This window comes from Streptomyces sp. NPDC059785 (assembly GCF_042732375.1).
In the GTDB taxonomy this organism is placed as follows: Bacteria; Actinomycetota; Actinomycetes; order Streptomycetales; family Streptomycetaceae; genus Streptomyces.
Map to the genome: position 1 here is coordinate 35,382 of NZ_JBHWHV010000003.1, position 20,811 is coordinate 56,192.

Sequence of the window (20,811 nt, forward strand, 5' to 3'; positions counted from 1 at the left end):
GCCCGCCGTCCCCCGGCCGGGGGACGGCGGGCCGCTGTCACCTCACCCGGTCAGTTCCACGGTGGCCGTGCCCGTCCGGTCGCCGGAGCTCACCGTCAGGGTGACCGTGCCGGGGCGGACGGCGGTCAGGGTGTGGGCGGACAGGTCGAGCACGGCCAGGGTGCGGCGGGCACGGGCGGCCTTCCCGGCCCCGGCGGCCGAGTCGGTGACGACCAGGCCCGCGGACCCGGTCCAGGTGACGCTGGCGGGGTAGCGGAGCGGGAACCGGAGCCCGTACTCGCCGGTGATGCCGGTCGCGAAGACCCCGGCGGAGGTGCCGGTCGCGAGCCGGTCGGGGGCGGTGACCTCCACGGTGTCGATCAGCGGGCGGCTCTCGGCCCGCAGCCAGTCGCGGGTGTCCGGGCTGGGCAGGCCGCGCCGGACGCGGGCGGGGCGCGGGTCGACGGCGACGTTCATCCAGCCGAAGAAGCCGCCCTGGTCCGGGGAGCTGTACGGGGTCTTGCCGACGGCGGGCGTGGTCACCTCCAGGACACCGTCGGCGCGGGTCACGGACGCGGTGTGGGCGTGGCCGGTGAACAGGGCGATCGGCTTGCCGGAGTCCTCCCGGAAAGCGGCCAGCCAGCGCTTGACCAGGTCGGCCGCGAGCCGGTCGGAGAGCTGCGAGGACCCGGCGCCCGACGGGTCGTGCAGCGGATGGTGGAAGGAGACGACCACACCGGTGACCTTCGCGTCCGCGGCGGCCTTCGCCAGTTCGGACTGCAGCAGCGGCACCTGGTCCCAGTCGGAGGTGCGCATGTCGCCGGTGTGCGAGTCCAGCAGGATGAACCGGGTGCCCTTGTGGTCGAAGACCTGGCGACTGGGGCGGCCGGTGGCGGCGCGGAAGGCGTCGAGGCCGCCGGTGGCGGACAGGCCCGCCTCGTGGTTGCCGGGCGTCCAGTACACCGGCAGACCGTCCGGTACGTGATCGCGCAGCAAGCCGTCGGCGAGTTCGAAGTCGGCCGGGTTGTTGTCGTCGACGAAGTCGCCGTTGACGAGGACGAAGTCCGGCTCACTGGCCACCACTTGGTCCAGCGCGACGGCCGCCTGCCGGCCGGAGAAGGAGTCCAGGCCCGCCGCCGCGCTGACGTGCAGGTCGGACAGGACCGCGAACGTCCACCGGCCGCGCGGCAGTCGGCCCTGCTCGACCACGTACGGGTCGGCGAGCGGCGCCTCGGTGGTCTCCGGCTGCTGCCCGACCTGGGCGGCGAGCCCGTCGAAGTCCAGCGCGCCCGCGTTCTTGTCGGTCTGCGAGGTCTCCGCGATGTACAGGCGCAGCAGCGTGATCGGGTCGGAGAAGCCGTCGGGGACCTCGCCGACCACCTCGCGCCAGCCCGTCCAGTCCACGGTGGTGGTGAAGGTGAACGGCACGTTGGTGGTGCCCTGGGAGCGCAGCATCGCGCGCAGCCAGTGGCCGCGGCCGTCGCCTCTGACCCACAGGGCGATCCGTCTGGTGCCGGCGGGCAGCGTGAGCGGGGCACCGGCCACCGCGTACGCCGCCGAGGTGCTGGACTGCCCGGTGAAGTCGTACGTCAAGCGCAGGGCGTGGTCGCCCGTCTCGGCGCCGGGGCGGTCGTCCGCCTCGACGAACGCGACCTCGGCGGTGCCGCGCGCGGCCAGCGCCGTCCACGTCTCGCCCGGCTCGAACCGCGCCAGCGCCACGTCCGCGAGCCCCACCGTCACCGCGAGCCGCGCCGACGTGCCGGCCACGGTCGCGGTCAGGACCGTGGCCCTGCCGTCGGCCTCCGCCACGCCGGTGACGGTGACCCGGCCGTCGGAGCCCACGCTCACCCCGATGACCGACGTGTCGTACTCGAAGGTGACGTCGCGGGCGGCCACCGGGGCGTCGAAGCCGTCGGCGTCGTACCCGGTCAGGCCGGTCTTCGCGGTGGCGCCGGGCTCGATGGTCAGGGCCCGTGCGGTGAACGCGAGCCGGTGCAGCGCGCCGACGACGCGCAGTTCGTGCTCGCCGCGCGCGGCGCCCGAACGGGCCCGCACGGTGCCGATGCCGGGCCGGCCCGCGCGGAAGACCCCGTCGTCCGTACGGCCCAGGGAGCCGGGCCGGGCCGACCACGTGACCCGGTCCTGCCCGGTGCCGACCGGCGACCACGTCTCGTCGTGACCGGCGGCGGTGACGTCGGTGGTGAGACCGGGGACCACCCGGTCGGCGGCGGTGCGGACGTCGAGACCCCGCAGCCGGCCCGAGCCCTTCGGGCCGAACAGGCCGACCGCGTCGGGCACCGGCCGCTCACCGCCGTCCGAGGGGGTGTTGACCACGCTCACCGCGCTGTCGCCGGGCCGCCGGGCGACCATGCCGGTGGAGCCGCCGCCGTCCAGCATGAACGCCTCGGTGGCGCCGAGCCGGACCAGAAGTTCCGCGGTGGCGTCGTAACCGAGCCCCGCGGAGAAGTTCGCCGAGCCGTCGATCGCGACCAGCAGCAGCCGGTGCCCGCCGTCCAGCCAGCCGATGGCCGTACGCGGCTTGGCCGCGTCGTAGCCCTCGTCGGGCGGGAAGTCCACCGCCTCGCCGTCCCGCACGAGTACGGCGTTGCTGCCCAGCGCCATGCGGATCGCGGCGGGGGAGTCGGAGCGCGGCGCGAAGGCGACGGTGACGGCGTCGCCGGGGCGGGCGGCGGCGAGCCGCGAGGCGGCCGCCCCGCGGCCGACGACGATCAGCCCGCCGTCGGGCACGGCCGTGTCCGTCAGCCGGTCGCCGACCGTGGTGACCGCGCCGTCGGCGACGACGACCTCGGTGTACGGGCCCGCGCCCCGGATCGCGGTGCGCGGCCCCGGACCCCACAGCGGGGTGTAGACGGCCAGCCCGTCCACGGGCACGGACGGGGAGTTGAGCGCGGCCAGCGGGCGGCTGGTGCCGGCCACCGTGACCGTACCCTCGACCAGCAGGTCGGCCAGGCGCGCGACCCGGTCCGCGCCGACCGTCGCGACGGTCGTGGCCGTACCGGTGCCCTTGCGCAGCTCACCGTGCTGAATCTCGGGGCCGATGGCGGCGTTGGTCTCCGTGATGTCGAAGAAGTCCCCGTTGACGGCGGCGACCGCGCCCTGCGCGCCGGCCGCCGCCGACGGCGTACGGGTCTCGCTCACCTTCCTGGCGAGCAGGTCCACGCCGACGGAGGCGTCGCGCAGCTCGGCGTTGAGGACGTGCACCCGGGTCCAGCCGGTCCGGCCGAAGGTGCCGTACGAGGTGAGGACGATGCCCGGGGCCACCGGGCGGTCCACCCGGTCGACCTCGACGGACTCGCCGGGGACGGTGGTCCGGTAGTCGGGCACCCTGTGCCGGAGACCGCCCCCGCCGGACGCCGGGACGGTGCCGGCGGACGGGTCGGCGGCGGGCCGGGCGGGCGCCGCGACGGCCGTGCCCCCGGCCGCGGCCGCGGTGAGCGCGGCTGCCACCGCACCGGTGAGGACGCCGCGGCGGGACGGACCCGCCGGGCCCTGGTGAAGCTCCTGACGTTCTGGGGATTCCCTCATGCGTCGTGAAGGTACGGCGTCCGGACATCCTTTGGGCAGGCAGCCGTACGGCCTTCGGGAGGTTTCCCCGCGAGCCGGGCAGGTTACACAGCGGTGCATGACGGCGGTGGACAGCGGTACGGGTACGGCGGGCGTGACCGGGCGGCGCCTGCGGACGGGCAGGGCGGTGGTGCGCTGGCTGACGACCACCGACCACAAGGTCATCGCCCACATGTACCTGGCCACCGCCTTCGGCTTCTTCCTGCTCGCCGGGGTCCTCGCGATGCTGATGCGGGCGGAGCTGGCGCGGCCCGGCCTCCAGATCGTCACGGCTGACCAGTACCACCAGCTCTTCACCGTCCACGGCACGGTGATGATGCTGCTGTTCGCCACCCCGGTCTTCGTCGGCTTCGCCAACGCGGTGATGCCGCTCCAGATCGGCGCCCCGGACGTGGCCTTCCCCCGGCTCAACGCCTACACCTACTGGGTGTACCTGTTCGGCGGACTCATGGTGGTGTCCGGGTTCCTCACCTCGCGCGGCGCCGCGTCCTTCGGCTGGTTCGCCTACGCGCCGCTCAACGGCCCGGCCCAGACGCCCGGCGCCGGGGGCGACCTGTGGGCGATGGGCCTGGTGGTGTCGGGCCTGAGCACCATCCTCGGCGCGGTGAACTTCATCGCGACGATCGTGTGCCTGCGCGCCCCCGGCATGACCCTCTTCCGCATGCCGATCTTCACCTGGAACGTGCTGTTCACCTCGATCCTGGTGCTGCTGGCCTTCCCGGTCCTGACCGCCGCGCTGCTCGCCCTGATGGCGGACCGCAAGTTCGGCGCCCACGTCTTCGACGCGGCGAGCGGCGGCGCACTGCTGTGGCAGCACCTGTTCTGGTTCTTCGGCCATCCGGAGGTCTACATCGTGGCGCTGCCGTTCTTCGGCATCGTCACCGAGATCATCCCGGTCTTCAGCCGCAAGCCGGTCTTCGGCTACTTCGGACTCGTCGGCGCCACCATGGCCATCACCGGACTCTCCGCCATCGTATGGGCGCACCACATGTTCGCCACCGGCGCGGTGCTGCTGCCCTTCTTCTCGGTGGCGTCGTTCCTGATCGCCGTGCCCACCGGGGTGAAGTTCTTCAACTGGATCGGCACCATGTGGCACGGCTCGCTCTCCTTCGAGACCCCGATGCTGTGGTCGCTCGGCTTCCTCGTCACCTTCCTCTTCGGCGGCCTGACCGGCGTCCTGCTCGCCTCCCCGCCGCTGGACTTCCACACCACCGACAGCTACTTCGTCGTCGCGCACATGCACTACGTGCTGTTCGGGACCGTGGTGTTCGCCATGTTCGGCGGGTTCTACTTCTGGTGGCCCAAGTTCACCGGGAAGCTGCTCGACGAACGGCTCGGCAGGATCCACTTCTGGACCCTCTTCGCCGGCTTCCACCTCACCTTCCTGGTGCAGCACTGGCTGGGCGCCCGGGGCATGCCCCGGCGCTACGCCGACTACCTGGCCGCCGACGGCTTCACCGCGCTGAACACGGTGTCCTCGATCGGCGCCTTCCTGCTCGGCTCCTCGACCCTGCCGTTCCTGTACAACGTCCTCAAAACGGCGCGGCACGGCACGCGGGTCACCGTCGACGACCCCTGGGGCTTCGGCCGCTCCCTGGAGTGGGCCACCACCTGCCCGCCCCCGCGCCACAACTTCACCGCCCTGCCCAAGGTGCGCTCCGAGTCGCCCGCCTTCGACCTGCACCACCCCCAGCACGCCGAGAAGGCGCACTCCCACTCACCGGCGGGCCCGGGCGACCGGCACCGAGCCGGGCAGCGGCAGAAGGGGGCGCGCCCGTGAGCTCCGAATCAGGCGTCTTCCTCGGCGTCAGCGCCTTCTTCGGGATCTGCGCCGCCGGCTACGGCTGGTGGTCGCTGGAACCGGCGGGCACCGCCGCACTGATCGTCTCCTGTCTGATGGCGGCCCTCGTCTCGGTCTTCCTCGCCAACCAGCGCCGCAGCACGGGCGTCCCCGCGCAGAACCGCAAGGAGGCCGAGGTCCGCGACACCACCGGACCCGTTGCCTTCTTCCCGCCGCGCAGCGCCTTCCCGGTGCTGGCCGCCGCGGGCACGGCCCTGACCGCTCTCGGCGTGGTGTACGGCCTGTGGCTGTTCCTCATCGGCCTCGGAGTCCTCGTCCCGGGTGTGTGGGGTTTTGTTTTCCAGTACGGGCAACGCGGTACCGGCAACGGCACATGAACAGCGAGGAGGGCCGATGCAGCACAAGCAGCAGACAGTCGTGGTGACCGGCGCGAGCGCCGGGATCGGCCGGGCGACGGCCAGGGCCTTCGCGGCCCGCGGCGCGCGGGTGGCGCTGCTCGCCCGCGGCCGGGCGGGCCTGGACGCGGCGGCGGCCGAGGTGCGCGAGGCGGGCGGGCAGGCCCTGCCCGTCGTCACGGACATGGCCGAATGGGACCAGGCCGAAGAGGCGGCCCGCCGGGCCGAGGAGGAGCTCGGGCCCATCGACGTCTGGGTGAACGACGCCTTCACCTCCGCGTTCGGCAAGTTCACCGAGCTCTCCCCGGAGGAGTTCCTCCAGACCACCCGGTCGACCTACCTCGGCTTCGTGCACGGCACCCGGGCCGCGCTCGACCGCATGCTGCCGCGCGACCGCGGCGCCATCGTGCAGGTCGGCTCCGCCCTCGCCTACCGCGGCATCCCGCTCCAGAGCGCGTACTGCGGCGCCAAGCACGCCATCCAGGGCTTCACCGAGTCCCTGCGCTGCGAGCTGCTGCACGACAAGTCCGGGGTCCGGGTCACCATGGTGCAGATGCCCGCGGTCAACACCCCCCAGTTCAGCTGGCTCCGCTCGCACCTGCCCCGGCACGCGCAGCCGGTGCCCCCGATCTACCAGCCGGAGGTCGCCGCCCGCGCGGTGCTGTACGCCGCCGACCACCCCCGGCGGCGCGAGTACTGGGTGGGCGCCTCCACCGCGCTCACCCTGATGGCGAACGCCGTCGTACCGGGGCTCCTCGACCACTACCTCGCCCGCACCGGCTTCGGCTCGCAGCAGACGGACGCCTTCCCGCCGCCGAAGGGCGACGGCAACCTCTACGCACCGGCCGACGACGTCGAGGACTACGGCGCGCACGGCGTCTTCGACGGCACGGCGCACCCCGTGAGCCCGCAGTGGTGGGCCGGCCGCCACCAGCTCGGCCGGGCCGCCACCGTCGCGGGGCTCGCCGCGGCCGGCTACTACGGGGTGCGCCGGCTGACGTCCTGACCCGCCGGGGCGTCCGCCGGAGCGGCCGGCTCCTCGCCCGGGTACGGCACCCGGTCGCCGTAGTACCAGCCGCTCAGCGCGGCCCTGACCCGGTCCCCGCGCCGCGCCGACGGCCCGGCGGGGACCGGCAGCGGCCGTTCCGTACGGCGGCCGAGCAGCGTACGGCGCTCGGCGTCGCCGAGCGGACGGCTGCTCTCCCCGTACGCCCCTTCGACCGACTGGCGCAGCTCACCGCTCTCGTCGCCCTCCCGCAGCCGCTCGGCGTCGTGGGCCTGGAGGCCCAGGCACACCCGCCGCGTCAGCCAGAACGCCGCGAGCGGACCGAGGATGACGACGATCCGCAGGGTCCAGGTGATCCGGTTGAGCGAGACGTCCAGCACATGGGCGACGACGTCCTGGCCGCCCGCCAGGAGCAGCAGGCCGTAGAAGGCGATACCGGCGACGCCCAGCGCGGTGCGGGCGGGCCTGTCGCGGGGCCGGTCGCACAGGTGCTGCTCGCCCCTGTCGCGGGTGATCCAGCGCTCCAGGAACGGATACGCGTACAGCGCGGCGAAGAACAGCACCGGGAACACCACCGTGGGCAGGAACGGGTTCCAGTTGACGGTGTGGCCCCACAGCCGCGTCTCGAAGCCGGGCAGCAGCCGGATCGCGCCTTCCAGGAACCCCAGGTACCAGTCCGGCTGCGCGCCGGTGGAGACCTGGTCGGGCCGGTAGGGCCCGTACGCCCAGATGGGGTTGATCTGGGCCACGGCGCCGAGGGCGAACAGGATTCCGGCGACCGCGGCCATCAGGCCCGCCGACCGCAGGGCGAACTGCGGGAACATCGGCTTGCCCACCACATTGCGGTTGGTGCGCCCCGGCCCGGCCCACTGGGTGTGCTTCAGGTGGAACACCAGGATCAGGTGCACGACGACGGCCGCGAGCAGCGCCCCGGGCAGCAGCAGGATGTGCGCCGGATACAGCCGGGAGACGATGTCCGTGCCCGGGAACTGGCCGCCGAAGAGGAACATCGTCAGGTATGTGCCGGCCACCGGCACCGAGATGACGAAGCCCTGCGCGGTGCGCAGCCCCGTACCGGACAGCAGGTCGTCGGGGAGCGAGTAACCGGCGAAGCCCTCCAGGACCGTCAGCAGCAGCAGTGTCGTACCGATCACCCAGTTGGCCTCGCGGGGGCGGCGGAAGGCGCCGGTGAAGAAGACCCGCAGCAGGTGCACGCCGACGGCGGACGCCATGACGAGGGCGGCCCAGTGGTGCACCTGACGGATCAGCAGCCCGCCGCGCACGTCGAAGCTCAGACGCAGCGTCGAGGCGAACGCCTCGCTCATCCGCACGTCCCGCAGCGGCACGTAGGTCCCCTGGTAGACGACCTCGTTCATGCCCGGCTGGAAGAACAGGGTCAGGTACACCCCGGTCAGCAGCAGCACCACGAAGCTGTACAGGGCCAGTTCGCCCAGCAGTAACGACCAGTGGTCCGGGAACGCCTTGCGCACCAGCGCCCCGCCGCCGTCGAAGACCGGCAGCCGCCGGTCCAGGTACACGGCGCCCCGCTCGGCGGCGTCCGCGGCCCTCCGCTCCACGCGGGCCCTGCGTCGGGACAGCAGCACGGACAACACCCCTCGGGGACGAAGTGATCGGACCTTCCCGGCAGGACTACCCCGTACCGCGGAACGCACCGGTCCGGTTCTTCCCGTTCCACCGCCCGGCCCGGTGACGGGTACGGCCGAATGCCGCATTCCGCGGTTTGTCGCCCGGCGGCCAGGGATACACGTGCAGGGCAATCGGGCCGTCCGAGGGCGAACCGTGGGCAATCCGCCGTCATGGAGGGCGTACGAGATGAAGCCGGTCGAACTGCCCCTGCCCGTCGTCCGCCGCCCATCGGCGCAGGTCGACGCGGACGCGCTCGAACGGGAGCTGGGTGCCCGGGTCGACGGCGAGGTCCGGTTCGACTCGGGCACCCGCGCCGCGTACTCCACCGACGGCTCCAACTACCGGCAGGTCCCCATCGGCGTGGTCGTCCCGCGCACCGTCGAGGCCGCCGCCGAGGCCGTCGCGGTCTGCCGCGAGCAGGGCGCGCCGCTGCTGTCCCGCGGCGGCGGCACCAGCCTGGCGGGGGAGTGCTGCAACGCCGCCGTCGTCATCGACTGGAGCAAGTACTGCCACCGGCTGCTCTCCGTCGACACCGACAACCGGCGCTGCGTGATCGAGCCGGGCATCGTCCTGGACGACCTGAACCGGCAGCTGAAGGAGTACGGCCTGATGTACGGGCCGAAGCCGGCGACCCACCCGAACTGCACCCTCGGCGGGATGATCGGCAACAACTCGTGCGGCTCGACGGCCCAGGCGTACGGCAAGGTCGTCGACAACGTGCACCGCCTGGAGGTACTCACCTACGACGGCGTACGGATGTGGGTGGGCCGCACCGGCGACGCCGAGCTGGAGCGGCTGACGGCCGGCGAAGGACGGCAGGCGGAGCTGTACCGGGGCCTGGTCGGACTGCGCGACCGGTACGCGGGGCTGGTCCGCGAGCGCTATCCCGACATCCCGCGCCGCGTCTCCGGCTACAACCTGGACTCGCTGCTGCCCGAGCACGGCTTCGACGTCGCCGGACTGCTCACCGGCTCCGAATCCACCCTGGTCACCGTCCTGCGCGCGGAACTCGACCTGGTGCCCGTACCGGCGTACTCCGCCCTCGTCGTCCTCGGCTACCGGGACATCTGCGAGGCCGCCGACCACGTGCCGGCCGTCCTGGAGCACGAGCCCGCGGCGCTGGAGGGCGTCGACCACCAGCTCATCCACTTCCAGCAGGAGAAGCACCTCAACCCGCGGGCCCTCGACGAACTGCCCGAGGGCCGTGCGTATCTGATGGTGCAGTTCTCCGGCGACACCCAGGACGAGGCCGACGACCGGGCCAAGGCGCTCATCGACGCCAAGCCCAAGGACGTCGGCCACACCTGGTACGACGACGAGAACAAGGTCGCCCAGCTCTGGGCCGTCCGCGAGTCGGGGCTCGGCGCCACCGCGCACGTCCCCGGCAAGCCCGACACCTGGGAGGGCTGGGAGGACTCCGCCGTCCCGGTCGACCGCCTCGGCGACTATCTGCGCGACCTCAAGAAGCTGTACGAGGAGTTCGACTACGGACACCCCTCGGTGTACGGCCACTTCGGGCACGGCTGCGTCCACACCCGCATCCCCTTCGACCTGACCTCCGAGGACGGCGTCGCCCGCATGCGGGCCTTCGTGGAGCGGGCCGCCGACCTCGTGGTGCGCTACGGCGGGTCGCTGTCCGGGGAGCACGGCGACGGCCAGTCGCGGGGCGAACTGCTGACGAAGATGTTCGGACCCGAACTGGTCGAGGGCTTCGAGCGGCTCAAGGGGCTCTTCGACCCGGACGACCGGATGAACCCGGGGAAGATCGTCCTGCCGTACCGGCTCGACGAGAACCTGCGGCTCGGCGCGGACTACCTGCCCTGGGAACCGGACACCGTGTTCTCCTTCCCGCACGACGAGGGCAAGTTCAGCCGGGCCGCCGCCCGCTGCGTCGGCGTCGGCAAGTGCCGCTCCTCCGAGGGCGGGGTGATGTGCCCGAGCTACCGCGCCACCCGCGAGGAGGAGCACTCCACCCGGGGCCGCGCGCGGCTGCTGTTCGAGATGGTCCGCAACGACTCACCGGTCGACGCCGACTGGCACTCCCACGAGGTCAACGACGCCCTCGACCTCTGCCTGGCCTGCAAGGGCTGCAAGACCGACTGCCCGGTCAACGTCGACATGGCCACCTACAAGGCGGAGTTCCTGCACCACCACTACAAGGGCCGCCCGCGGCCCCTCGCGCACTACTCGATGGGCTGGCTGCCCGCGCTCGCCCGGATCGTCGCCCTCGCTCCGCGCACCGTCAACGCGCTGGCCTCGGTGCCATGGATTGCGCGGGCGGCCAAGGCGCTCGGCGGCGTCGCCCCGGAGCGCGACGTCCCGCTCTTCGCCGAGCAGCGGTTCACCGACTGGTGGCGTGAGCGGGGCGGGCCGCGCGGCAGCGGACACCGCGGCGAGGTCGTGGTGTGGCCCGACACCTTCACCGACCACTTCCACCCCGCGATCGGCAAGGCCGCCGTCGAGGTCCTGGAGGCGGCCGGGTTCCGGGTCAAGGTGCCCGACGCCGGCGTGTGCTGCGGGCTGACCTGGATCTCCACCGGACAGCTCGGCGTCGCCCAGCGGGTGCTGGGCCGCACCCTCGACATCCTCCGCGAGGACCTGCGCCGCGGTACGCCCGTGGTCGGCCTCGAACCGAGCTGTACCGCCGTCTTCCGCGCCGACGCCGCCGAACTGCTGCCCAAGGGCCCCGACGTGGAGCGGCTGCGCGAGCAGACCAGGACCCTGGCCGAACTCCTCGTCGAGAAGGCCGGGGACTGGCAGCCGCCCGCCGTCGACGCCCGCGCGGTCGTCCAGCGCCACTGCCACCAGTACGCCGTCATGGGCTTCGACGCCGAGCGCGAGCTGTTCGAACGCGCCGGGGTCGACGCCGATGTCCTGGACGCCGGCTGCTGCGGCCTGGCCGGGAACTTCGGCTTCGAGAAGGGGCACTACGAGGTGTCCATGGCCTGCGCGGAGGCCGGGCTGCTGCCCGCCGTGCGCGACGCCGGCGACTCCACGCTGGTCCTCGCCGACGGCTTCAGCTGCCGCACCCAGGTCGAACAGGCCGGTACGGGCCGTACGCCGCTGCACCTGGCGGAGATCCTGGCGGCCGGGCTGCGCGGCGAGCGCGCCGAGCCCGAACGGCCGTCCGCGCCGGGCGGACGGGCGCTGCTGCCGGCGGCGGCGACGGCCGGAGCGGCCGTGGCGATGTCGGTGGCGGGCCTGACGTGGCTGAAGCACCGCCGACGCCGCTGAACCCTGACCGCTCCACGCCGGGAAACCGCGCAGGACCCTTGCCGTTCGCCGCTGAGTCCTCACCGCTCCCTGCCGGGTAACGAAACCGCGCAGGATCCTTGCCGCTCCCCGCCCGCCGCCGAGCCCTCACCGCTCCCCGGTGAGGACCTTCACCGCTCCCCGCCCGACAGACCCGAAGGCCCGAGGCGCGCCGAGCACTCCAGCAGCATGGCGTGCACGAAACCCTGCGGCAGGTTGCCGCGCAACTGGCGCTGCGCGACGTCGAACTCCTCCGCGAACAGCCCCGCCGTGCCGCACGAGGAGCGGGTCCGCTCGAACCAGCGGGCCGCCTCCACGTCCCGGCCCTGCGCGTGCGCGGCCAGCGCCATCATGTAGCCGCACAGCAGGAAGGCGCCCTCGGCGTCGCCCAGCAGCCGGTCCGCGTCCTGCCGGAACCGGTAGACGTAGCCGTCGTCCGACAGGTGCCGCGCGACCTCGGCGCGGGTGACGGCGAGGCTGCGGTCGGTCGGTGGCACGGCCCCGCGGGCCAGCGGCAGCAGCAGCGCCGCCTCCGCGCCGGGATCGTCGGCGGCCCGCTGCCAGAAGCCGTCGGAGCGCTGACAGCGCGACCGGGTCCCGGCCATGACGCGGTCGGCCAGTGCGGACCAGTCGGCGGCCCGCGGGGTGCCGAGTTCCCGCGCCAGCTCGCGCAGGCCCAGCACGCAGCTCAGCCGGGAGTGCGTCCACCAGCGCTTGTCCAGCTCCCACAGACCCGTGTCCGGCTCCGTCCAGCGTGCGGCGACCGCGTCGGCGGCGACGGCGGCGGCCTTGGCGGCGCGGGAGTCGAGCGCGTCGTGCCGGGCGGCCGCGGCGAAGAGCTGGAGGGCTTCGCCGAAAACGTCGAGCTGGAACTGGTGGCCCGCGCGGTTGCCCGCCCGCTCGCCGCCGCCGGGATAGCCGACGAGCGGCAGGGACCACTCGCCGGGCAGCGGTTCGCCGTCCACTGTGTACGCGGGCCGCAGCCGGTCGCCGTCCGCCAGCAGGCGTTCGGACACGAAGTCCACCGCGCGGTCGAGCAGCGGGTGCGGTCCGTGCGCGGCGACCCCGATGCCGGCGTAGCACTGGTCGCGGACCCAGGCGTAGCGGTAGTCGTAGTCGCGCCCGGTGTCGGCGCGTTCGGGCAGCGAGGTGGTGGCCGCCGCGACCATTCCGCCGGTGCTGCTGGTCAGCCCGTTCAGGACGGCGTACGCCATGCGGGTGTCGCGGGGCGCCGCGGAGCCGGAGCAGCCGGGCACGGCGTCCGCCCACCACCGTTCGGTGGCGGACCACAGGGCCCGGGGGTCGAGGGGGCCGTCCTGCGGTGAGGTGGCGATCTCCAGGACGAGGTCGTGGGCGCCGCCCTCGGGGACGCGCAGCCGGGCCCGCAGCCCGCCGTTCCGGTCGGGGCGGGCGTCGCCGGCCCCGGTGAGCCGCACGTGCAGGCCGCCGGTGCGGGCCCGCCAGCCGCCGTCGTCGTCCCGGCGCAGGTCCGTCATGGGCCGCTGCCCGTACTCCGCGCGCACGTCGAGGCCGAGGTCCGCGCACGCGTCGCCGCGCACGGCGCGGACCTGGCGCAGCAGGACCACGCGGCCGCGGTCGGCCGGGACGGCCAGCGCCTCCCGGCAGGAGACGATGCCGTCGCCGGTGACCCAGCGGCTGACGTGGATGAGCGTGCCGTCCTCGTAGTAGCCGCCCCACACGTTCCAGGAGTCGGCGGGGCGGATCTGGTACCGGCCGGGGCCGCCGAGGAGGCCGGAGAAGACGGCGCCGCTGTGCCAGGCCGGCGCGCACAGCCAGGTGATCTGCCCGCGCGGGTCGACGAGCGCGCCGCGTTCCCCGTCGGCGATGAAGGCGTAGTCGCGCAGCACCCACGGGCTGTCGGCGGCCGGGGTGCGGGAGGGAGGAGTCGTGCCGGAGGTCATGCCGGGGGTGCTCATTTCGTGCGGTAGCGCTCCGCTGCCCGCGGGTCGAAGGTCAGTCCGTGCCCCGGTTCGCCGGACGCGCCGGGCGAGACGGTGCCGCCGCCGGGGTCGAGGGCGCCGTGGAACAGCAGGTTCTCGATCCGGACGTGGTCGTGGAACCACTCCAGATGGCGGGTGCCCGGCACGGCCGCGGCGGCATGGGCGTGCAGGTTCGGGGCGCAGTGGCCCGAGATGTGCAGCCCCAGCCCCTCGGCGACGGCGGCGGCGCGCAGCCAGACGGTGATCCCGCCGCACCGGGTGACATCGGCCTGGAGACAGTCGACGGCGCCCGAAGCGGCCATCCGGGTGAGGTAGGGCAGGTCGTAGCCGTACTCGCCGGCCGCGACATCGGCGGTGACGGCGTCGCGCACCTCGCGCAGCCCCGGGAGGTCGTCGGAGGAGACGGGCTCCTCCAGCCATACGACGCCGAGGTCCGCGGTGGCGGCGCCCATGCGTACGGCCTGCTTGCGGGTGTAGCCGCCGTTGGCGTCCACGTACAGCTCCGCCGCGTCGCCGATCACCCGCCGGGCCAGCGCGGTGCGGTGCAGATCGCGCCGCTCGCACCGGCCCCAGGACTCCCCGATCTTGATCTTCACGCGGCCGATGCCCTGCTCCGACCAGCCGCGCAACTGCTCCTCCAGCTGCGCGTCGTCGTACGTGGTGAAGCCGCCGCTGCCGTACACCGCGACCGTCTCGCGGGCCGCGCCGAGCAGCCGTACCAGCGGCACGTCGAACAGGCGCGCCTTGAGGTCCCACAGGGCGGTGTCGACGGCCGAGACGGCGCAGGCCCCGATGCCGGGCCGGCCCGCGTTGCGCAGGGTCCGGCTCATCCGGTCGTTGGCGGCGGGCACGTCGAGCGCGTCGTACCCGGTGACGACCGCCGCCAGCTGGTCCTCGACGACCTGCGCGACCGCCGCCGGGCCGTACGTGTAGCCGGTGCCGGTCCGCCCCGCAGCCTCCGCCTCGACGAGGACGAGGGTCGTGGAGTCCCAGGTCAGCGTGGCGTCCCCGCCGGGCAGATCGGTCGGGATCCGGTACACGGAGACCGCGAGGCGCTCCACGGCGGTCCCGCCGTGGAGCGCCGGAGACGTCGCCGCCCCGCTCACCTACCGGTTCTCTTCGGTGCTGTCGTGCTCCCCGGCGCCGGGCCGGTCCCCGCGGTGCCGGCTGCCCGGCAGGAACTCCTGCACCTTCGCCTTGAACCCCTGCCTGACCATCGAGTCACGGTCGCTGTCGCCCTTGAGGATGGCGGAGGCGGCGGCCTCGATCTGGTCGAGGGAGGCGTGCGGCGGGATCGGCGGGACGGCCGGGTCGGTGCGGAAGTCGATGACGAAGGGCCGGGTGGCGGCGAGCGCCTGGTCCCAGGCCGCCTCGACCTGGTCGGGCTTCTCCACCCGTACGCCGTCCAGACCGAAGCTCTTGGCGATCTCCGCGTACGGCAGGTCCGGGATGGCTTGCGACTCCTCGAACTGCGGGGCGCCCGACATCGCGCGCATCTCCCAGGTGACCTGGTTGAGGTCGCGGTTGTTGAGCACGGCCACGATCAGCCGGGGGTCGGACCACTCGTGGTAGTACTTCGCGGCGGTGACCAGCTCCATCATGCCGTTCATCTGCATCGCGCCGTCACCGACCAGCGCGATGGCCGGGCGCTCCGGGTGCGCGAATTTCGCCCCGATGGCGTACGGCACGCCGGGGCCCATGGTGGCCAGCGTGCCGGACAGCGAGCCGCGCATCCGGCCGCGCAGCCGCAGGTGGCGGGCGTACCAGTTGGCGGCCGACCCGGAGTCCGCGGAGATGATCGCGTCGTCGGGCAGCTTGCCGTCCAGGGCATGGACCACGTACTCGGGGTTGACGGGGTCGGCGTCCACGGCGGCGCGCCGCTGCATGACCTCCCACCAGCGGGCGACGTTCTTCTCGATGCCCTCGCGCCACTTGCGGTTCTTCTTGCGCTTCAGCAGCGGCAGCAGCCGCTTCAGCGTCTCCCGGGAGTCGCCGACGAGGTTGACCTCGAACGGATAGCGCAGCCCGATCATGCGCGGATCCACATCGATCTGCACCGCCCGCGCCTGGTCCAGCTCCGGCATGAACTGGGTGTACGGGAAGCTGGAGCCGATCATCAGCAGCGTGTCGCACTCCTGCATCAGCTCGTACGAAGGGCGGGTGCCGAGCAGGCCGATGGAGCCGGTGACGTAGGGCAGGTCGTCGGGCAGCACGTCCTTGCCGAGCAGCGCCTTGGCGACGCCCGCGCCGAGCAGGTCCGCGAGCTGTTCTACCTCGGCCCGCGCGCTCCGCGCTCCCTGGCCGACCAGGACGGCGACCTTGTCGCCCGCGTTGAGGACCTCGGCCGCCCGCTTCAGGTCCTCGTCGTCGGGCACCGGCGCGTACCGGCCGATGCCGAGGCTGGAAGGCACCATCTTGAACGCGTGCTTCGGCGGGCTGTAGTCGAGCTCCTGCACATCGGCGGGGAGGATGACCGCGGTGACGGTCCGCTGGGAGTACGCGGTGCGGATCGCCCGGTCGATCAGATTGGGCAGCTGCTCGGGCACCATGGCCGTCTCGCAGAACTCCGAGGCCACGTCCTTGTACAGGTTCTGGAGATCGACCTCCTGCTGGTACGAGCCGCCCATGGCGCTGCGGTTGGTCTGCCCGACCAGCGCCACGACGGGCACGTGGTCGAGCTTGGCGTCGTAGAGCCCGTTCAGCAGGTGGATGGCGCCGGGGCCCGACGTGGCCGCGCAGACGCCGACCCTGCCCGAGAACTTCGCGTAGCCGACGGCCTGGAAGGCGGCCATCTCCTCGTGCCGCGCCTGGACGAACTTCGGTTTGTTCTCGGCGCGGCCCCAGGCCGCGAGCAGTCCGTTGATGCCGTCGCCCGCGTAGGCGAAGACATGGTCCACTTCCCAGTCGCGCAGCCGCTGGAGAATGTAGTCGGACACCTTCAGGCTGGCCATGGGTACTCCGTTTCGCTCCCGCGCGTAGTTGAGTGTCGCTCCGGCAGTCGCTCCGGGCCCGGACACACGGGTCGGCCCGGCCCGGCACGACATGTCATGGGTAACCCTGCGGGTGCGGGGGAAACGTCGGGCTGCTGCATCACCTGTACGGCGGCAGTACGCGACCGGTCACCAGCGCGGAACCGGTCACCAGCGCGGCAGCCGGGCCTCGAAGCCGGGGTCGACGCGGCGCATGTAGCCGGCGTCGTCGCGGTCGCGGATGTCCGACTCCAGGTAGAGCCGGTGCAGCCGGTCGAGCGCGGCGTGGTCGAGTTCCACGCCGAGGCCGGGTCCGGTGGGCACCCGGACCGCGCCGTCGCGCAGTTCCAGGACGCCGGGGCGGACGATGTCGTCGGCCGCGTTCCACGGGTAGTGCGTGTCGCAGGAGTGGTGCAGGTTCGGGACGGCCGCGGCGACGTGCGTCATGGCGGCGAGGCTGATGCCGAGGTGCGAGTTGGAGTGCATGGACAGGCCGATGCCGAACGCCTCGCAGACGGCGGCCAGTTCCCGGGTGCGGCGCAGTCCGCCCCAGTAGTGGTGGTCCGTGAGCAGCACCTGTACCGCGTTCTGCTCGACGGCGGGACGCAGGTGTTCCCAGGCGATCACGCACATGTTGGTCGCGAGGGGCATGCCGGACCTGCGGGCGACCTCGGCCATGCCGGGGATGGAGGCGGTCGGGTCCTCCAGGTATTCGAGTACGCCGTGCAGCCGCTCGGCCACCTGGACCGAGGTCTCCACGGTCCAGGCGGTGTTGGGGTCCAGGCGCAGCGGCGCGTCGGGGAAGGTTTCCCGCAGCGCCTCGATGGCGGCGATCTCCTGCTCGGGCGGGAAGACACCGCCCTTGAGCTTGAACGACTCGAAGCCGTAGCGCTCGTGCATCAGCCGGGCCTGGACCACGATGCCGGCCGGGTCCAGCGCCTCGCCCCAGCTGTCGCCGGCCGCGGGCCGTCCGTCGAGGGCGGGGTGCTCGGCCCACTTGTGGAAGAGGTAGCCGGCGAAGGGCACCGTGTCGCGGACCCTGCCGCCCAGCAGGTCGCTCACCGGCCGTCCGGTCAGCTTCCCCTGGGCGTCCAGGCAGGCCACCTCGATCGCCGAGGTCGTCCAGCCGCGTTCGTGCGAGCTGGGCACGGAGGGGAGCAGCGCGTCGTCGACGGCGGCCAGCAGGGCGGTGGTGTCGAAGACGTCCCGGCCCACGACCTCCTTCGCCGCGGTCTGGAGCCGTTCGAGCCGTGCGCTGCCGCCCGGTGACTCGCCGAGCCCCACCGTGCCGTCCTCCAGCACGAGTTGGAGGACGCAGCGCAGGGCAAGGGGTTCGTGCACCCCGCTGGAGTTGAGCAGCGGCGGGTCGCGGAAGGCGATGGGGGTGACGATCAGCTCCCGGATCCGGGTGCCTGTGCTGTACGTGCCTTCGGTCATGTCCCCACCATCCGCAGTCGTTCTGGTTCAGCCAAGCGTTCAGGTAAACAGATGGAAGTCTCATTCATGAACATCGCAACGGCAACCCCCTCCGCGCTCGCCGTCGTACGCAGGGAGATGGCGATGTGGGTCATACGGAGATGGCGACGTGGGTCATGACGTGCGTGATCCATTGACTCCCCGGTGGGCCGTTCGTAAGGTGTCCACACCTTTGACGATCATTCACGTACGTGAATCGTCGAGACCTTCATGGCGAACGAAGTGGGAGACGACGATGGTCCCGCAGCCCCCAGAGCAGAACACCCCGGCGGGGAGCACCGCCGCGGCACCCGCGGCCGAGGGAGCCGAGGGCGCCGAACAGCGCGCGATCGGCAAGTTCCTGCGCCGCATGGTGCCGGTGCTGGTCCTGATGCTCCTCATCAACCAGATGGACCGGACGAACGTCGGCTTCGTCCAGGACGACCTGCGCGCCGACGTCGGCGTGAGCGCCACCGCCTACGGTCTCGGTGCCGGCCTGTTCTTCATCGGCTACGCCCTGTTCGAAGTGCCCAGCAACATGCTCCTCGAGCGCTTCGGCGCCCGCGTCTGGCTGACCCGGATCATGATCACCTGGGGTGCGGTGATCCTGGCGATGTGCTTCATCCACAACGTCTGGATGTTCTACGGGCTCCGCTTCCTGCTCGGCGTCGCCGAAGCGGGCTTCTTCCCCGGCGTGCTGCTCTACTTCACCAGTGGCTGCCCGACTCCAGCCGCGGCCGGGCCGGCGCCATCTTCCTCGGCGGCTCGGCGACCGCGTACATCGTGACCGGTCCGATCACGGGCGCGCTGCTCGAACTGCACGGTGCGGGCGGGTTCGCCGGGTGGCGCTGGATGTTCGCGCTGGAGGGCGGCTTCTCGATCCTGTTCGGCATCTTCGCCGGCTTCTTCCTCGTCTCGCGCATTGGTGACGCCCGCTGGCTCACCCAGGAGGAGAAGGACGCGCTGAGCGCGGCGGTCGAACGGGACCGCCGGGCCCGCGACCGCGCCCCCAGGACGTCCCAGCTCCGGCTGCTGTTCCACCCCCAGGTCGCCTCGATGACCTGCGTGTTCTTCGCCATGGCGCTCACCGGGTACGCGATCACCTTCTGGCTGCCCAGCCTCATCGACGACATCGGCGGACTCTCGCCCTTCGAGATCGGGCTGCTGGCCGCCGTGCCGTGGATCTGCGCCGTCGCGGCGATGTACACGGTGAGCCACTTCACCGACCGCGCCCCGGACCGCCGCCCGTACCTGGCCGTCGCGCTGGTCGTGTCCGCGGTGGGCACCTTCTTCGCGACGCTCGGCTCGCCCTGGTTCGGCCTGGCCGCGATCACCCTGGCGGCGGTCGGCGGCAAGTGCGCGGCGACGCTGTTCTGGCCGATGGCGCAGTCCGGGCTCGACGCCCGGATCGCCGCACCGGGCCTGGCCGTCGTCAACTCGATCGGAAACCTGGGCGGCTTCGTGTCCCCGACCCTCTTCGGCTATCTGAAGGACACCACCGGCAGCACCAACGGCGGTCTGTACACCCTGTCCGCCGCGTCCCTCCTCGCCCTCCTCGGCGTCTTCGTCATCCGCCCCCACGGCGGCGGGAAGACCGGACCGCGGACCCCGGACGCGCCGGGGGACCGGCTGGCGGTGGGCGAGGCGAGGTGAGCGACCGCGGCCCATACGGGCGCCCGGCAGGGACCGGGGTCCTTACGGGCGCTCGGCAGGGACCGGCCGGAGGGTGGGCCACCGGCCGAGCACGCGGTGGCGCAGATCGGCGGTGAGGGCGCTCACGCCCCGCAGGTCCGCCTGCCCGGCCGTCATCCGGGCGACGACGCCGAGGCGGTGGGCGAACCGCTCCCGCGCGGTCACCGTGCCCCAGCCCCAGTCCTCGCCGGCCATCGCGGCCAGGTGGTCGACGGTGCCCCGCCGCGCCCGCTCGACCAGGGAGTCCCCTCTGATCAGCCAGCCGACGCAGGCGTCCACGAGATCGAGGCGCACGTCCGTGCCGGTCTCGGCGCGCCAGGTGTCGAGGTAGGCGCGCTCCGCCCGGTCCAGCAGCGGCGCGTCGGCGGTGGTCACGCACCAGCAGGTCGGGAAGCCGATCCGCAGGTAGGCGAGTTCCACCAGGCCGCTGCCCCAGGACGCCTGCTCGAAGTCGATGAACCTGACCCCGTCGGCGGTGTGCAGATCATTGCCGGGGCACGGGTCTCCGTGCAGGAGGGCGTGCCCCGGCGCCTGCCTCAACCGCTCGGTCAGCGCCCGGAGTTCACCGTCCACTCCCGGCGCCACCATGGCTCCCAGCGCATCGGCCAGCCGGAGGAAGGCGTCCACGTCGGTCTCGTCCGGCCCCTCCCAGCGGGGCAGGACCGTCGCGACGTCCGGACCGGCGCAGGCGTGCAGCCGGGCCAGCGCGGCGGCGTAGCCGATGATCCAGTCAGGAGCCGGGCGCCGGTGCTCCAGATACTCGATCACCAGGACGCGTCGGCCGGGATCGGTGCCGAGCACGGCGGGCGCCACGGGGGTCGCGGCCCGCGACGCGAGCCGCAGCGCGGCCACCTCACGGGCGTACTGCTCCCCGGCGTCCGCCCCGTCGACGGTCTCCTTCACCACCGCGGGCCCGCGGTCCAGCTCGACGCGCCACACCCGCGAACGCGGACTGCTGTCGAGGCGCCGGGGATTCCTGGGCACGCCCAGCCCCGCCCGTAAGTCATCGCCGAACGGCGGTCGTGATCTCATGGACCGATTCTTCCACCTGACCGCCCCTCAGCTCCTT

11 protein-coding genes and 1 pseudogene are annotated in these 20,811 nt (G+C 72.9%); 5 read left to right on the plus strand and 7 right to left on the minus strand.

The window, feature by feature from the left end; genetic code table 11:
- Positions 1 to 42: 42 nt before the first annotated feature.
- Positions 43 to 3,525: a phosphodiester glycosidase family protein gene (locus tag ACFV6E_RS02770; RefSeq protein ID WP_385458979.1), complete on the minus strand. Its 3,483-nt coding sequence runs from the start codon at positions 3,523 to 3,525 to the stop codon at positions 43 to 45.
- Between the two features lie 97 nt (positions 3,526 to 3,622).
- Between ACFV6E_RS02770 and ctaD the strand changes: the two genes are divergently transcribed.
- From ctaD to ACFV6E_RS02785, 3 genes are read left to right on the plus strand one after another with little or no spacing between them, the layout of a single operon-like run.
- Positions 3,623 to 5,344 (plus strand): cytochrome c oxidase subunit I, encoded by a 1,722-nt coding sequence (ctaD, locus tag ACFV6E_RS02775; protein WP_385458981.1) that lies wholly within the window; start codon positions 3,623 to 3,625, stop codon positions 5,342 to 5,344.
- Entirely contained in the window at positions 5,341 to 5,742 is a 402-nt protein-coding gene (locus tag ACFV6E_RS02780; protein WP_385458983.1) for a cytochrome c oxidase subunit 4, read from the plus strand. The genes ctaD and ACFV6E_RS02780 overlap by 4 nt, the downstream gene beginning before the upstream one ends.
- A 16-nt stretch (positions 5,743 to 5,758) precedes the next feature.
- Positions 5,759 to 6,766: an SDR family oxidoreductase gene (locus ACFV6E_RS02785; RefSeq protein ID WP_385171081.1), complete on the plus strand. Its 1,008-nt coding sequence runs from the start codon at positions 5,759 to 5,761 to the stop codon at positions 6,764 to 6,766.
- Here ACFV6E_RS02785 and ACFV6E_RS02790 read toward each other — a convergent pair.
- On the minus strand, positions 6,739 to 8,370 hold the full coding sequence (locus ACFV6E_RS02790; RefSeq protein WP_385458985.1) for a cytochrome bc complex cytochrome b subunit: 1,632 nt from the start codon (positions 8,368 to 8,370) through the stop codon (positions 6,739 to 6,741). The two genes, ACFV6E_RS02785 and ACFV6E_RS02790, sit on opposite strands and share 28 nt — an antisense overlap.
- A 229-nt stretch (positions 8,371 to 8,599) precedes the next feature.
- Here ACFV6E_RS02790 and ACFV6E_RS02795 point away from each other — a divergent pair, with 229 nt between their 5' ends.
- Positions 8,600 to 11,647 carry an FAD-binding and (Fe-S)-binding domain-containing protein gene (locus tag ACFV6E_RS02795; RefSeq protein ID WP_385458987.1) on the plus strand — a complete coding sequence of 1,016 codons (3,048 nt, stop codon included), beginning with the start codon at positions 8,600 to 8,602 and terminating at the stop codon, positions 11,645 to 11,647.
- Between the two features lie 149 nt (positions 11,648 to 11,796).
- Here ACFV6E_RS02795 and ACFV6E_RS02800 read toward each other — a convergent pair whose 3' ends face one another.
- The 4 genes from ACFV6E_RS02800 to ACFV6E_RS02815 form a co-directional block, all read right to left on the minus strand.
- Positions 11,797 to 13,587 carry a glycoside hydrolase family 15 protein gene (locus ACFV6E_RS02800; protein WP_385458989.1) on the minus strand — a complete coding sequence of 597 codons (1,791 nt, stop codon included), beginning with the start codon at positions 13,585 to 13,587 and terminating at the stop codon, positions 11,797 to 11,799.
- An 11-nt stretch (positions 13,588 to 13,598) separates the two neighbouring features.
- Positions 13,599 to 14,732 (minus strand): enolase C-terminal domain-like protein, encoded by a 1,134-nt coding sequence (locus ACFV6E_RS02805; protein ID WP_385458991.1) that lies wholly within the window; start codon positions 14,730 to 14,732, stop codon positions 13,599 to 13,601.
- A complete protein-coding gene (locus ACFV6E_RS02810) occupies positions 14,733 to 16,577 on the minus strand; it encodes a thiamine pyrophosphate-requiring protein (RefSeq protein ID WP_385169037.1) in 1,845 nt (614 codons plus the stop codon).
- A 186-nt stretch (positions 16,578 to 16,763) separates the two neighbouring features.
- Complete coding sequence (locus ACFV6E_RS02815) at positions 16,764 to 18,032, minus strand: glucarate dehydratase family protein (RefSeq protein WP_385458993.1); 1,269 nt, start codon at positions 18,030 to 18,032, stop codon at positions 16,764 to 16,766.
- 427 nt (positions 18,033 to 18,459) lie between these two features.
- Between ACFV6E_RS02815 and ACFV6E_RS02820 the strand changes: the two are divergent.
- Positions 18,460 to 19,703: pseudogene (locus tag ACFV6E_RS02820) on the plus strand (MFS transporter).
- 42 nt (positions 19,704 to 19,745) lie between these two features.
- On the opposite strand, the gene ACFV6E_RS02825 reads toward ACFV6E_RS02820, so the two are convergent.
- On the minus strand, positions 19,746 to 20,774 hold the full coding sequence (locus ACFV6E_RS02825) for an aminoglycoside phosphotransferase family protein (protein ID WP_385458995.1): 1,029 nt from the start codon (positions 20,772 to 20,774) through the stop codon (positions 19,746 to 19,748).
- Between the last annotated feature and the right edge of the window lie 37 nt (positions 20,775 to 20,811).

Bases quoted from the DNA above. Each gene is read 5' to 3' on its own strand.
- ACFV6E_RS02770 (WP_385458979.1), bottom strand. From the start codon at position 3,525: ATGAGGGAATCCCCAGAACGTCAGGAGCTTCACCAGGGCCCGGCGGGT.
- ctaD (WP_385458981.1), top strand. From the start codon at position 3,623: ATGACGGCGGTGGACAGCGGTACGGGTACGGCGGGCGTGACCGGGCGG.
- ACFV6E_RS02785 (WP_385171081.1), top strand. From the start codon at position 5,759: ATGCAGCACAAGCAGCAGACAGTCGTGGTGACCGGCGCGAGCGCCGGG.
- ACFV6E_RS02795 (WP_385458987.1), top strand. From the start codon at position 8,600: ATGAAGCCGGTCGAACTGCCCCTGCCCGTCGTCCGCCGCCCATCGGCG.
- ACFV6E_RS02800 (WP_385458989.1), bottom strand. From the start codon at position 13,587: ATGACCTCCGGCACGACTCCTCCCTCCCGCACCCCGGCCGCCGACAGC.
- ACFV6E_RS02810 (WP_385169037.1), bottom strand. From the start codon at position 16,577: ATGGCCAGCCTGAAGGTGTCCGACTACATTCTCCAGCGGCTGCGCGAC.
- ACFV6E_RS02815 (WP_385458993.1), bottom strand. From the start codon at position 18,032: ATGACCGAAGGCACGTACAGCACAGGCACCCGGATCCGGGAGCTGATC.
- ACFV6E_RS02825 (WP_385458995.1), bottom strand. From the start codon at position 20,774: ATGAGATCACGACCGCCGTTCGGCGATGACTTACGGGCGGGGCTGGGC.